Raw genomic sequence first — 14,348 nt, 5'->3', positions numbered from 1 at the left:
GGTCACCACTCGATACCCCTCTGGCCCTTCTGGCCGGCGTCCATGGGGTGCTTGACCTTCGACATGTCGGTCACGAGATCCGCGAACTCGACAAGTTTCTCCGGCGCGTTCCGCCCGGTGATCACCACGTGCTGATTCCCGGGCCGCCCCCGCAACACGTCGATCACCTCGTCCGTGTCCACCCACCCCCAGTGCATCGGATAGGCGAACTCGTCGAGCACATAGAGCCGGTACGTCTCGGCAGCAAGGTCCCGCTTGACCTGCTCCCAGCCCTCCCGGGCCTTCTCCTCGTTGTCCATCTGGGCATCCCGCTGCACCCAGGACCACCCCTCGCCCATCTTGTGCCAGTCGACGGACCCGCCCTCCCCGCTGGCCCCCAGCACCCGAAGCGCGTTCTCCTCGCCGACCTTCCACTTCGCCGACTTGACGAACTGGAACACCCCGATCGGCCACCCCTGATTCCAGGCCCGCAGCGCGAGCCCGAAGGCGGCGGTGGACTTGCCCTTCCCCACTCCCGTGTGCACGACGACGAGCGGCCGGTTACGCCGCTGACGGGTCGTCAGTCCGTCGTCCGGCACCACACTCGGCTGACCCTGCGGCATTACGCGGCCCTCCTCGAACGACCCTGGTTGCCCTGAACGTCCTTGACCAGCCCGGCAATGGAGTCCGCCCGCAGCTCGTCCAAGGTCACGGCCGTCCCCTCCAACTCACCCGCGAGCTGCCGGGCGAGCCCCAACCGCACCGGCCCCGACTCACAGTCGACGACCACCGACGCGATCCCCTCGGCCGCGAACAGCCGAGCCGCCCGCCCGGCCAACGCCACCGGCTCGGGCCCACCGGTCGCCCGCCCATCGGTCACCACGACGACCAACGCCCGCCGAGCCGGATCCCGCAACCGCTCCACCCGCAACACGTCGTGCGCCTTGAGCAGCCCGGCAGCCAGCGGCGTACGCCCACCCGTCGGCAACGACTCCAGCCGTACGGCAGCCGCGTCCACGGAAGACGTCGGCGGGAGAGCCACATCGGCGGCAGCCCCCCGAAACGTCACCAACCCCACCTTGTCCCGCCGCTGATACGCGTCCAACAAAAGCGACAGCACAGCCCCCTTCACCGCACTCATCCGCTGCCGGGCCGCCATCGACCCCGAGGCGTCGACCACGAACAGCACGAGGTTCCCCTCGCGCCCCTCCCGCGTCGCCTGCCGCAGATCGTCCCGGCGTACCACCAGCCCCCGCCCGGACCGCCCGCGCGCCCGCTGATGCGGCGCGGCGGCCTGCACGGTCGCCGCCAGATGCAGCTTGGTCAGAGCGCCCCGGGGCCGTCGCGCACCCGTCGTCCGCCCGTGCTCGGTCCGCGCCCGAGACCGCCGCCCGGCGGCTCCGGCCCCGATCCCGGGCACGCTCAACACCTTCGTCCGGAACGGCTCGGCGGCCCGTACCGCGGACTGCTCGCCCGCCCCGGCGCCGGAGGGCTGCGGCTCGCCGGACTCCCCGGCCTCGGGCTGCGCCCCCGCGTCCCCGTCCTGCGGGCCGGCGTCGTCCGGCGCCGGCTCCCCGCCGCCCCCGTCCGGTCCGCCGTCGCCGGGCCCGTCACCGTCCGGATCGGGATCGTCCTCGGGCTCCGCGAACTCCTCCAGCGTCTCGTCGAGCTTGTTCTCGTCAAGTCCCGGCGCGTCGAAGGGATTACGGCGCCTGCGATGCGGCAGCGCGAGGAGCGCCGCCTGCCGTACGTCCTCGGCGAGCACGTCGGTCCGTCCGGCCCAGGCGGCCAGCGCGGTCGCCGTACGCGCCATCACGATGTCGGCCCGCATACCGTCCACCTCGAAGGCGGCACAGGTCGCCGCGATCTGCCGCAGCGCCCCGTCGCCCAGCCGCACCGACGGCAACAACTCCCGCGCGGCGACGATCCGCCCGCGTACCGACGTCTCCTCGTCCGCCCAACGCGCCGAGAAACCGGCCGGATCGTCGTCGTAGGCGAGCCTGCGGCGCACGACCTCGACCCGCTGGTCGGGCTCCCGCGAGGCGGCCACCTCGACGGTCAGCCCGAACCGGTCGAGCAACTGCGGGCGCAGCTCGCCCTCTTCGGGGTTCATCGTGCCGACGAGGAGGAAGCGGGCGGCATGCCGGACCGAGACGCCCTCGCGCTCGACATACGACGCGCCCATCGCCGCCGCGTCCAGCAGCAGGTCGACCAGGTGGTCGTGGAGGAGGTTGACCTCGTCGACGTAGAGGATCCCGCGGTGCGCGTCGGCGAGCAGGCCCGGTTCGAAGGCCTTCACGCCCTCGGCCAGCGCCCGTTCGATGTCGAGGGCGCCCACGAGCCGGTCCTCCGAGGCGCCGACCGGGAGTTCGACCATGCGCGCCGGACGTGTCTCGAACGCCCCCGGCTCGTGCGGTCCGTCCGGGCAGGCGGGGTCGGGGGAGTCGGGGTCGCAGGAGAAACGGCACCCGGCGACGACGTTCAGTGTCGGCATGAGCGCCGAAAGGGCGCGTACCGCCGTCGACTTGGCGGTGCCCTTCTCGCCGCGCACCAGCACACCGCCGACGGCCGGTGAGACGGCGTTCAGCAGCAGCGCGAGCCGCAGGTCGTCCTGGCCGACAACGGCCGTGAACGGAAAGGGGGTACTCACTTCTCGTCGCCCTCCAGGTCGCCCTCGAGCTCCAGGTAGATCGCCCGCAGCCGCTCCAGCGTCTGCGCGTCCGGCTCGGCCCACAGTCCGCGCTCGGCCGCTTCCAGGAGCCGTTCGGTGATGCCGCGCAGCGCCCACGGGTTGGACTTCTTCATGAAGTCCTGGTTCTCCGGGGCGAAGACGTACTCGGCGCTGAGCTTCTCGTACATCCAGTCGTCCACGACCCCGGCCGTGGCGTCGTACCCGAAGAGGTAGTCGACGGTCGCCGCCATCTCGAAGGCGCCCTTGTAGCCGTGCCGCCGCATCGCCGCCATCCAGCGGGGGTTGACCACCCGGGCCCGGAAGACGCGGTGGGTCTCCTCGCCCAGGGTGCGGGTCTTGACCTGGTCCGGGGTGGCGGAGTCGCCGACGTACGCCTCGGGGGAGGCGCCGGTCAGGTGGCGGACCATGGCGACCATGCCGCCGTGGTACTGGAAGTAGTCGTCGGCGTCGACGAGATCGTGCTCGCGGGTGTCGACGTTCTTCGCGGCCACGGCGATGCGCCTGAACGCCGTCTCCATGTCCCCGCGCGCCGCCCGCCCGTCGAGACCGCGCCCGTAGGCGTACCCGCCCCAGACCGCGTACACCTCGGCGAGGTCGGCGTCGCTGCGCCAGTTGCGCGCGTCGATCAGCGGCAGCAGCCCGGCGCCGTACGCGCCCGGCTTGGAGCCGAAGATACGGGCCGTGGCCCGGCGCCGGTCGCCGTGCTCGGCGGTGTCCTCGTCGGCGTGCTTGCGGACGTAGTTGGACTCGGGGGGCTCGTTCAGCTCGGCCACCGCCCGTACCGCGTCGTCGATCAGTCCGACGACGTGCGGGAACGCGTCCCGGAAGAAGCCGGAGATCCGGACCGTGACGTCGATGCGCGGCCGGCCCAGCTCCGTGACGGGCACGATCTCGAAGCCGGTCACCCGGCGCGAGGCGTCGTCCCACACCGGACGGCAGCCCAGCAGCGCGAGGATCTCGGCGATGTCGTCACCCTGGGTGCGCATCGCCGACGTGCCCCACACCGTGAGGCCGACGGACTGGGGGAACTCGCCGTTGTCCTGGAGGTACCGCTGCACCAGCGAGTCCGCGAGGGACTGGCCGACCTCCCAACTCAGCCTGGACGGAATGGCCTTGGGGTCGACCGAGTAGAAGTTGCGGCCGGTCGGCAGGACGTTGACCAGGCCGCGGGTCGGGGAGCCCGACGGGCCCGCCGGGACGTAACCGCCGTCCAGCGCCTTGAGGATGTGGTCGATCTCGTCGGTGGTGCGGGCGAGCCGGGGGACGACCTCCTCGCACGCGAACTCCAACACCGCCACGGCGTCCGGGAGTTCGGCGCCGATGACGGCACGAACCAGCGCCGGGACGGTCGTGACGTCCCACTCCTGGGCCTCCATGCCCTCCGCGAACCGGCGGCACAGCTGCTCCAGCAGATCGATAGCGTCGGCGGCCGACCGGGCCGGTCCCTCGACCAGCTCCGTCAGCTCCACCGGCACCTTGACGGGAGCGCCGGGCTCGGCCAGCAACTCCTTCTCGCCGAGCCCGAAGTGCTCGGCCAGCGAGGCCCGCAGCCCCGGCAGGGCGTTGGCCTGACCGCCCCACACCTGCGAGGCGCGCAGCACGGCGAGCACGAGGTTCACGCGCGCCTCGCCGACCGGGCCGCCGCCGAGGATGTGCAGCCCGTCGCGGATCTGCACGTCCTTGATCTCGCACAGATAGCCGTCGATGTGCATCACGAACTCGTCGAACGCCGTGTCGTCCGGCTGGTCGTCCACATGCAGGTCGTGATGCAGCTCGGCCGCCTTCACCAGCGTCCAGATCTGCGCGCGCACGGCCGGGGCCTTCGTCGGGTCCAGGTCGGACACCATCGCGTACTCGTCGAGGAGTTGCTCCAGCTTCGCCAGGTCGCCGTAGGTGTCGGCACGCGCCATCGGCGGCACGAGGTGGTCGACGACCGTGGCGTGTCCGCGCCGCTTGGCCTGGGTGCCCTCGCCGGGGTCGTTGACGATGAACGGGTAGATGAGCGGGAGTTCGCCGAGCACGGCGTCGGGCGCGCAGCCACCGCTGAGCCCAAGTCCCTTGCCGGGCAGCCACTCCATCGTGCCGTGCTTGCCCATGTGGACGATCGCGTCCGCGCCGAAGCTGTTGTCCAGCCAGCGGTAGGCGGCCATGTAGTGGTGCGACGGCGGCATGTCGGGGTCGTGGTAGATCGCGATCGGGTTCTCGCCGAAGCCGCGCGGCGGCTGGATCATGACGACGACGTTCCCGAACTGGAGGGACGCCAGCACGATGTCGTCGCCGTCGACGTAGAGGTTGCCCGGCGGCTCACCCCATGCGTCCGACATGCCCTGCCTGAGCGCCGGTTCGAGCGTGTCGAACCACGCCTGGTAGTCGGCGAGCGGCACCCGCGCGGGCGCGGCGGCCAACTGGTCCTCGGTGAGCCATTCGACGTCGTGGCCACCGGCGTTGATGAGCGTGTGGATCAGCTCGTCGCCGTTGTCCGGGTGCCCTTCGACGACGTAACCGGCGTCCCGGAGCGCGTCCAGCACCTGGATGGCCGAGGCGGGCGTGTCCAGCCCCACGGCGTTTCCGACCCGCGAGTGCTTGGTCGGGTACGCGGTGAAGACGAGCGCCAGCTTCTTGTCGGCGTTCGGCTTGTGCTTCAACTTCGCGTGCCGTACGGCGATTCCGGCGACCCGCGCGGCCCGCTCGGGGTCGGCGACGTACACCGGCACGTCGTCCGGACCCTGCTCCTTGAAGGAGAAGGGGACCGTGATCAGCCGTCCGTCGAACTCGGGGATCGCGACCTGCATCGCCGCGTCCATGGGGGAGAGGGCGGCGTCGGACTCGTCCCAGGCCGCGCGGGACGACGTAAGGCACAGTCCTTGCAGCACCGGCACGTTGAGATCGGCGAGGGCCCCGATGTCCCACGCCTCCTCGTCACCGCCGGCCGAGGCCTGCGAGGCGTGCGTGCCGCCCGCGGCGAGGACGGTGGCGATCAGCGCGTCGGACCTGCCGAGGATGTCGTACAGCCCAGAGTCCGCACCGCGCAGCGAACCGCAGTACACGGCAAGGGCGTTGGCGCCCTTCGCCTCGATCGCGTCGCACAGGGTGTCCACGAAGGCCGTGTTGCCGGAGAGGTGATGCGCCCGGTAGAAGAGCACGCCGACCGTCGGCCGGCCCTCGACGAAGGCACGCTCGCCGTGGACGCCGAACTCGGCCATCTTCCGCGGCTCTTCGAAGCCCTCGCCGGTGAGCAGGACGGTGTCGGAGAGGAACCGGGCCAGCTCGGCCAGGTTCTCCGGGCCGCCCTCGACGAGGTATCGCAGCGCCTCGGCCACCACACCGGCCGGCACCGACGACTCGGCCATCAACTCGGCGTCGGGGACGGTCTCCCCGCCGAGCAGCACGGTCGGGATCCCGGACGCCTTCAGCGCGGCGAGACCGTCCTCCCAGGCGCGCTTGCCGCCGAGCAGCCGCACGACGGCGACGTCCGCGCCCTCGACGAGCGCGGGCAACTCGCCCTCGACATCCACCCGGTTCGGGTTGCCGATCCGGTACCCGGCGCCGGCGGCACGCGCCGCCAGCAGATCCGTGTCGGCGGTCGACAACAACAACACTGTGCTCATGCGGGCGCTCCCGGTGGAATGAAAGGCAGTCCTTGCGGCGCGCCGGACTCGATGAGCCGCCACAGCGCGTCCGTGTCCGCGTGCTGTTCGATCAGGTCGCCGAGCCGGTCGAGCTGCTCCTCGCGCAGCGCGGCGAAGGAGGTGTCGGCGGCCGGCACGAACCGGCGCCCCGCGGCGGCCGCCACTTCGCGCAGGAACGCCCGCCGGAACCCGTCCGACTCCAGCGAGCCGTGCCAGTGGGTCCCCCAGGTCTGACCGACCCGGCAGCCGTCCAAGAAGGCCTCGCCGCCGGTCAGTCGGGCGACACCGTGATGGATCTCGTACCCCTCGACCGGCTCGCCGAGGGCTTCGCCCACCGGCCGGGTGAGGGTCTTCTCGCGCGCGAACCGCACCCGCAGGGGCAGCACCCCGAGCCCGTCCACGTGTCCGCGCCGGCTCTCGACCTCGTCCTCGATGTGCTCGCCGAGGACCTGGAAACCACCGCAGATACCGAGGATCGGCCGCTGCTCGGCGGCCCTGCGGACCAGGGCGTCGGCAAGTCCCCGCTCCCGCAGCCACTCCAGCGCCTTGACCGTCCCCCGGGTCCCCGGGATCACGACGAGATCGGCGTCGGCCAGCTCCTCGGGCCGGTCCACGAACCGCACCACGACGCCCGGTTCGGCGGCCAGCGCGTCCACGTCCGTGAAGTTGGACATGAGCGGGATCGCGCACACGGCGACGCGCAGCACGTCCTCGCCGACAGGCGGCGCGGTGTTGGATTCCCGCACGGTCCCGCGCAGCGAGATGCGCAGCCCGTCCTCCTCGTCGATCCCGAGGCCGTGCTGGAACGGCAGCACGCCGTACGTCCGCCGCCCGGTGAGGCCGAGCAGCATCTCCAACCCCGGTTCCAGCAGCGACACATCGCCACGGAACTTGTTGACGACGAACCCGGCGATCAGGGCCTGATCCTCCGGGCTGAGCAGCGCGACCGTCCCGAAGAAGGAGGCGAAGACGCCCCCGCGGTCGATGTCGCCCACCACGAGCACGGGCAGCCGCGCGTTGCGCGCGATCCCCATGTTCACGATGTCGGTCCGCCGCAGATTGATCTCGGCAGGACTGCCGGCCCCCTCACAGATCACCGCGTCATACGTGCCCCGCAACTCCGCGAGACAGTCGAGCACGGTCCCGAGCAACCGTTCCTGCCGCCCGCCGTGGTAGCCACGCGCACTCATTTCGCCCACGGGCCTGCCCATGAGCACGACCTGACTGCTCCGCTCGCCACCGGGCTTGAGCAGCACGGGATTCATCAGCGCGGTCGGCTCGATCCGACAGGCCTGCGCCTGCATGGCCTGCGCCCGCCCGATCTCCGCGCCCTCGCGCGTCACGAACGAGTTGAGGGACATGTTCTGCGCCTTGAACGGCGCGACCTTCACGCCCTGCCGCACCAGCCACCGGCAGATTCCGGCGGTGACGACACTCTTGCCGGCGTCCGAGGTGGTCCCGGCGACCAACAGCCCGCCGCCGCTCATGACTTGCGCCCCTTCGCGAGCAGCCGCCCGGCGACGCTCACGCCGAGCGCGAGCAGACCGACGCGCCGGGACAGCCGTACGGCCCGCTCGATGTCCTGTGTGACGACCGCGCGCCCCGAGGCGCCATTGAGGACGGGCCGGTGCTCGACTCGCCCTCCATAGGCCAGCGTTCCGCCCAGCCGCACCCCGAGCGCCCCCGCGAACGAGGCCTCCACGGGCCCGGCGTTGGGGCTCGGGTGCTTGCCGGCGTCGGCACGCCAGGCGCGTACCGCCCCGCGCGGATCGTCGCCCGCCACGGTCGCGAGGACGGCGGTGAGCCGCGCCCCCGGCCAGCCGGCCACGTCGTCGAGGCGGGCCGAAGCCCAGCCGTAGCGGCGGTACTTGGGCGACTTGTGCCCGACCATGGCGTCGAGGGTGTTCACGGCCCGGAAGCCGACCAGGCCCGGCACGCCCGCCACCGCACCCCACACCAGCGCGCCCACCACCGCGTCGGAGGTGTTCTCGGCGACGGACTCGACGACGGCCCGGGCGATCCCGTCGGCGTCGAGGGCCTGGGGGTCGCGCCCGCAGAGGTGGGGCAGCCGGGCCCGCGCGCTCTCGATGTCCCCGGCCGCCAGCGCCTGCCCGATGGCCCCCGCCTCACGGGCGAGGGAGGTGCCGCCGACGACGGCCCAGGTGGCGGCGGCGGTCAGCGCGACGGAGGCGGTACGGGAGGGGCGTACGGCGGACGTTGCCGCGGCGGCGAGGGCGACGGCGCCGCCCGCGCACACGGCGGTGTGCAGGGCGCCCCAGCCGCGGTGGTCGCGCCACAGCACCCGCTCCACGGCGCCCGCGGCCCGGCCGAACGCGGCGACCGGATGGCCGCGGCGCGGATCGCCGAGCAGATGGTCACCGAGGAGGCCGGCGGCGGCGCCGTACGCGAAGACGCGATCGGCACGCATCGGCTCAGCCGGCCGTCGGGTCGGGCAGAGCTCGGGTGATGGACCTCAACAGGCGGCCGCGCATGGCGAATTGTCCTCACTCAGGGTGTCCGCGCCCTGGTTCGAAGAGAGCGACGGCGAGAGTTCCTGGCTCCCGGGACTACCTACCCCGGTGACAGTGGCGGGACCGCGCCGGAATCACACCGGCTTCCTCTCTTGCCGCCGTACTTGGCCCCGGCAGTCCACCACGGGCCTGGAAGAACCGTCAACTTGCCGCTGACCTGCGACGGGAGAGTGTGCTGAGGCCCACACAGGGCCCGTCGGAGGTCGGCGGACGATAGGTCGAGGAACGTGCGGGGATCAGGCGACGATCAGCGAGATCCCGTACGCCACAGCCGCCGCGCACGCCGCGAAGCAGACGTAGGCGCCGGTCACCGCGAGGGTGGCCGAGCCGCCCTGGGCCGTCGCCTTCTCCTGGCGGGACAGGCCCGCGACGCCGAGGGTGAACAGGGCCACGAGGCCCACGGTGACCACGAGGCTGACGCCGAAGACGGAGCCGAGGGCCGCCCAGTCGATGTGCATGCTGGTGATTCCTTCGTTACCGGTGGGCGGGGATCAGAGAGCGGGGGCGGCCGACGGGGCGGCCGGATCGGCCGCGGGGGTCGTGGGCGCCGGGATGGTGGCCGTCAGGTCGTCGGTGACCGGGCCCGCGGGAGGCGGGGTCACGGCGGCGATCGCCGTGGTCACCACGCCGGGCGGCTCCTCGGTCTCGTTGACGTTGCTGTGGTCGACGACCTCGCGGCGGGAGAGCTTCCAGATGGCCGCGCTGGAGGCGATCAGGAAGACGGCGACGACCGCCGTGCCCCAGTCGCCCAGGTCGGTGACGGACTCGGCGAGCGCGCCCACCAGGGCGGCGGCCGGCAGGGTCAGGCCCCAGGCGACGAACATGCGGGTCGCCGTCGACCAGCGGACCACGCCGCCCTTGCGGCCGAGGCCCGCGCCCATCACCGAGCCGGAGACGACGTGCGTGGTGGAGAGGGAGAAGCCGAGGTGCGAGGAGGCCAGGATGGCGGTCGCCGCGCTGGTCTGGGCGGCGAAGCCCTGCTGCGGCTGAAGCTCGGTCAGGCCCTTGCCCATGGTGCGGATGATGCGCCAGCCGCCCAGGTAGGTGCCCAGCGCGATGGCGAGACCGGCGGAGAGGATGACCCAGGTGGGCGGGTCGGAGTCGGGGGCGACGGCGCCGCCGGCGACCAGGGCGAGGGTGATGATGCCCATCGTCTTCTGCGCGTCGTTGGTGCCGTGGGCCAGCGAGACCAGTCCGGCGGAGGCGATCTGGCCGGCGCGGTAGCCCTTCGCGGCGGCCTTGCCGTCGGCCTTCCTGCCGAGCCGGTAGGACAGGCGGGTCGCGAGCAGCGCGGCGACACCGGCCACGATCGGGGCGGCGACCGCCGGCAGCAGCACCTTGGTGACGAGCGCGTCGCCGTGCACCGCACCGGTGCCGGCCGAGGCGATGGTGGCGCCGATCAGACCGCCCATCAGGGCGTGCGAGGAACTGGACGGCAGTCCGACGAGCCAGGTCACCAGGTTCCACAGGATCGCGCCGACCAGGGCGGCGAAGATGACCTCGGGACGGATGCCGGTCTCGTCGACGAGACCCTTGGAGATCGTGTTGGCGACCTCGACGGAGAGGAAGGCGCCCACCAGGTTGAGCGCGGCGGACATCGCCACCGCCACCTTGGGCTTGAGCGCACCGGTCGAGATGGTGGTGGCCATCGCGTTGGCGGTGTCGTGAAAACCGTTCGTAAAATCGAACGCGAGAGCGGTTACGACCACAATCGCGAGGATCAGCGAGAAGTTTTCCATTTACCCAGGCAATCGTTCGAGGTCATCGGCCAATTGAACGTAGGCAACCTGAATGAACGGAAAGTGAACTGAGGGGGGCTTCGTGGTGTATGAAACGGGGGGTCGCCGCACCGATCCGTCCCGGCGACCTCGACGACCCCCGCGCCCCTTGGCTCAGTAGCCCCGGGCGAACCTCTTCAGCTGGGTCTGGGTCCCGTTGAAGAGATTCTGATCACCCGGCAGGCTGCCGCTGTTGTCGTACTGCCAGAAGGTCCAGTACGACCATCCGGCCGGCAGCGATCCGGTGTCCGGGGAGTCGTGGCGGGCGATCCACAGCGGGTTCGCGGCGAGCGCGCCGCTGCCGCCGGTGCACAGGGCCCACCAGTGCGCGGTCGTGTAGATCACCGGCAGGCGCCCGGTGAGCCGCCGCACCTCGGAGCTGAACGACTTGATCCAGCCGACCATGGCCGCCTTGCTCAGTCCGTAGCACTTCTTCTTGGAGTCGTACGGGTTGTACTCGATGTCGAGCGCGGGCGGCAGCGTCCTGCCGTCCGCCGTCCAGGCACCGCCGTGCCGCACGAAGTACGCCGCCTGCGCCTTGCCCGACGACTTGTTCGGCAGCGCGAAGTGGTACGCCCCGCGGATGATGCCGGCGCCGCGCGCACCGTCGTACTGCCGGCCGAAGTAGGGGTTCTGATAGGTCGTCGACTCGGTCGCCTTGATGTAGACGAACTTGGCGCCCTTGGCCTTCGCGCCGGCCCAGTCGACGTTCCTCTGGTGCGAGGAGACGTCGTGCCCCTTCGGCAGGCTCGCGGCGGAGGCGGGAACCTCGGCGAGCAGGCTGCCCCCGACGGCCAGCGCCGCCACACAGGCCGCGATCAGGCGGCTGCGGCGGTGGTGGGGCGCGCGAAGAGGTGCGTGAGAGGGCGCGCGGAAGGGCGTGCGGACGGGCGCGCGGAACGGTGTGTGGTCACGGGCCATATTTCCCCCCGGAATGGCGACGTGCAGACAAAACACCCGGAGATTACTGGAAGATCCCCGTGCGCTCGGCGCTCCCCGGCCAAGCGCGACACGTAAGAGGTATGTCCGCATAGGCGATCTTCCGGAGGTGCGAGTTCCGCCCTAAAGTGCCCCGACCCGGCGGCGGCCGAGGGGCGCGGCTGGCAGGATCGCGCCATGGCTGAGCAGAGGCGGGACGGGCGCGGCGGGCGGGACGAACGGGGCGGTGCGCAGGGCGTGCCGGAGGCGTGGGGGAGAGCCGTGCACGCGGACGAGGCCGAAGCCTGGGAAGCACTGGTCGCGACGGCCCGCCGCACGGTGTCCGAGGGTCTGGTCGTCGGCACCTCCGGCAACGTCTCGGTGCGCGTCGGCGACACCGTGCTGGTCACACCGTCGGGTGTCCCCTACGACCGGCTGACGCCGGACGACGTGACCGGCGTCGACCTCGACGGCCGGCAGGTCCTCGGCACCCTGATCCCGACCAGCGAACTGCCGATGCACCTCGCCGTGTACCGCACGACCGACGCGCACGCCGTCGTCCACACGCACGCCGTGCACGCGACGGCGGTCTCGACGCTCGTCCCCGAACTCCCGGTGATCCACTACATGGCCGCGGCTCTCGGCGGCCCGGTCCGAGTCGCGCCTTATGCGGCATACGGCACCGACGAGTTGGCCGAGAACATGCTCCGCGCCCTCACCGACCGCTCCGGCTGCCTCCTCCAGAACCACGGCACGGTCACCCACGGCACGACCCTCGACCAGGCCTACGACCGCACGGCCCAACTGGAGTGGATGTGCCGCCTGTGGCTGACGGCGTCCTCGGTACCGGGCCTGTCACCGACGCTCCTCACGGGGGAGCAGCTGGCGGAGGTGGGGGAGAAGCTGCGGGGGTACGGGCAGCGGGGGTGAAACGTCGACCGTGGGGCTGGGGCTGGGGCTGGGGCTGGGGCTGGGGCCGGGGGTGGTCATGAGCCTGCGGCGGAAGCCGCGACCGAGCCTCCTCGTGAGAGCGACCGGCTCGCAAGAGACGTCACCCGTCCCTCCCTCCGGCTGGCCGGTGACCGGCTCCGCCAGGACACTGGACGGGTGCGCACAGTCAAAGCAACGGCCGCTGCCGTCACCGTAGCCCTGGCCGCCGGCGCAGCGTCCGTCGCGGCCGGCCGGTTCGCGAGCGACGCCGCGCTCAAGGCGCCGCCGGGCAGACCGCTGCCCACCGAACCCCGGCTCACCGTGCACGCCACGGCGGCCGGCCAGATCGCCCTCACCCGGGCCCTGGCCTCCCTGCGCCCCGGCACCTACGGCCTGGCCGGCGACGACAGCCACGCGGTCGTCGGCCCCGTCCTCGACAGCGCCACCCACACCGCCGACACCGTCGTCCGCCGCCTGGAACGCGTCACGCACGGCACCCTCGAACCCGGCACCAAGGTCTGGTTCACCCCGAACGTGCACGTCGGCGACCCCGGCACCGCGCTCGGCCTCGACCACGCCGACGTCGAGGTCACCGGCGAACTCGGCGCGCTGCCCGCCTGGTTCGTGCCCGGCGTGCGGGACACCTGGGTGATCACGGTGCACGGCCTCGGGGCGACCCGCGAACACCCCATGAACGTCATGGAGTTCCTGCACCGCCAGCAGTTCCCGGTCCTCGATCTCGCCTACCGCGGCGATCCCGGCGCACCCCGCTCCCCGGACGGGCTGAACCACCTCGGCGAGACCGAGTGGCGCGACCTGGACGCGGCGATCCGGCACGCCGTGCGCCAGGGCGCGTCGAAGGTCGTCCTGTACGGCTGGTCCACCGGCGCCACCATGGCCCTGCGCGCCGTCGCCCACTCCGGACTGCGCGACCGCGTCTCCGGGCTCGTGCTGGACTCCCCGGTGCTCAGCTGGCCGGCCACGCTGCGCGCCCTTGCCTCGGCCCGGCACACGCCCGGTGCCCTGCTGCCGCTCGCGGTCCGCGCCGCCCAGGGCCGCACCGGCCTGCGGGGCGACCCCACCGCCGAGACCGCCGACGCCGCGCAGCTCACCGTCCCGACCCTGATCCTGCACGGCCCGGACGACACCCTGGCCCCCTGGACCCACTCCCGCCGCCTCGCCGACGCCCGCCCCGACCTGGTGACCCTCCACCCGGTCCGCCACGCCCCGCACGCCGCGATGTGGAACGCCGACCCGAAGTCCTACGAGGAGACACTGCGCCGATTCCTCACACCGCTGATGTGACGGCCGGGCGGGATGGGTTGAGCCTCCGCTGGTGTGAGGGGAGCGCTGTCTCCTTGCGGTGCTGCGGTGCTGCGGTGCACGCGCGTCGCTGCCCCTTCGCTCCGCTGGTGGGAGGGGAGTACTGCGTCCTTCGCGCCGCCGGAGAGACGCTGGCAGCGCTGCCCGACCCCGCTGTCGTGACGCTCGCGGCGCTGCCCGACCCCGCCGCCCTCCACTGATGCGCCGCCACACAGCCTCCCGCCCCCGCGGACGCAAGCCGCCGCGCCCGGTCGGCGCCCGTTCTCCTCGCCCGCTCTCATCGGCTGTGTCACCCGGCTCACAGTGACGGCTTCACCCCGGTCCCCATCATTCCGTTTAAGGCCGTACCACTGGCCGGTTCTCGGCCCTGAGCGGCTCGCCGGACCCCGTGCCTTGGCCCTCCCCGTCGCCCGCGGTGACATTCCGTTTGGGTTTTCCGACCGTCAACCGGAAGACTGCACCCGTGACGTCCCGTATCCCGCGCGACTCCAGGCTTCGACTCGTCCGCCCACGACCCCTGGCCGCCGCCCCCCGAGCTGTGAACCAGCGGCCCACCCGCCGCCCCGCG

10 protein-coding genes and 1 riboswitch are annotated in these 14,348 nt (G+C 72.3%); of the genes, 2 read left to right on the top strand and 8 right to left on the bottom strand.

Annotated elements, in window-relative coordinates; genetic code table 11:
- Positions 1-2 precede the first annotated feature (2 nt).
- From cobO to ACIP6U_RS41355, 8 genes are all read right to left on the bottom strand, one after another.
- On the bottom strand, positions 3-602 hold the full coding sequence (cobO, locus tag ACIP6U_RS41390) for a cob(I)yrinic acid a,c-diamide adenosyltransferase (protein ID WP_401727923.1): 600 nt from the start codon (positions 600-602) through the stop codon (positions 3-5).
- Positions 602-2,629 (bottom strand): putative cobaltochelatase, encoded by a 2,028-nt coding sequence (locus ACIP6U_RS41385; protein WP_401727922.1) that lies wholly within the window; start codon positions 2,627-2,629, stop codon positions 602-604. The genes cobO and ACIP6U_RS41385 overlap by 1 nt, the downstream gene beginning before the upstream one ends.
- On the bottom strand, positions 2,626-6,279 hold the full coding sequence (gene cobN, locus ACIP6U_RS41380; protein WP_401727921.1) for a cobaltochelatase subunit CobN: 3,654 nt from the start codon (positions 6,277-6,279) through the stop codon (positions 2,626-2,628). The genes ACIP6U_RS41385 and cobN overlap by 4 nt, the downstream gene beginning before the upstream one ends.
- Complete coding sequence (locus ACIP6U_RS41375; RefSeq protein ID WP_401727920.1) at positions 6,276-7,787, bottom strand: cobyric acid synthase; 1,512 nt, start codon at positions 7,785-7,787, stop codon at positions 6,276-6,278. Before ACIP6U_RS41375 ends, cobN begins: the two co-directional genes overlap by 4 nt.
- Entirely contained in the window at positions 7,784-8,728 is a 945-nt protein-coding gene (locus tag ACIP6U_RS41370; protein ID WP_401727919.1) for a cobalamin biosynthesis protein, read from the bottom strand. Before ACIP6U_RS41370 ends, ACIP6U_RS41375 begins: the two co-directional genes overlap by 4 nt.
- A 97-nt stretch (positions 8,729-8,825) precedes the next feature.
- Positions 8,826-8,989: riboswitch (cobalamin riboswitch) on the bottom strand.
- A gap of 78 nt (positions 8,990-9,067) precedes the next feature.
- Positions 9,068-9,289 carry a hypothetical protein gene (locus tag ACIP6U_RS41365; RefSeq protein WP_401727918.1) on the bottom strand — a complete coding sequence of 74 codons (222 nt, stop codon included), beginning with the start codon at positions 9,287-9,289 and terminating at the stop codon, positions 9,068-9,070.
- Between the two features lie 33 nt (positions 9,290-9,322).
- Entirely contained in the window at positions 9,323-10,570 is a 1,248-nt protein-coding gene (locus tag ACIP6U_RS41360) for an anion permease (protein WP_401727917.1), read from the bottom strand.
- Positions 10,571-10,723: 153 nt separating this feature from the next.
- Complete coding sequence (locus ACIP6U_RS41355) at positions 10,724-11,530, bottom strand: lysozyme (RefSeq protein WP_401727916.1); 807 nt, start codon at positions 11,528-11,530, stop codon at positions 10,724-10,726.
- Positions 11,531-11,725: 195 nt separating this feature from the next.
- On the opposite strand from ACIP6U_RS41355, the gene ACIP6U_RS41350 reads away from it, so the two are divergent.
- Positions 11,726-12,457 carry a class II aldolase/adducin family protein gene (locus ACIP6U_RS41350; RefSeq protein WP_401727915.1) on the top strand — a complete coding sequence of 244 codons (732 nt, stop codon included), beginning with the start codon at positions 11,726-11,728 and terminating at the stop codon, positions 12,455-12,457.
- A 177-nt stretch (positions 12,458-12,634) separates the two neighbouring features.
- Positions 12,635-13,762, top strand: coding sequence for an alpha/beta hydrolase family protein (locus tag ACIP6U_RS41345; RefSeq protein ID WP_401727914.1), 1,128 nt, complete (start codon positions 12,635-12,637; stop codon positions 13,760-13,762).
- Positions 13,763-14,348: the final 586 nt, after the last annotated feature.

It is taken from the genome of Streptomyces sp. NPDC088794, from assembly GCF_044750545.1.
GTDB lineage: Bacteria > Actinomycetota > Actinomycetes > Streptomycetales > Streptomycetaceae > Streptomyces.
Note: the sequence above shows the minus strand (reverse complement) of the source record. Positions and strands in the feature narration are given on the sequence as shown.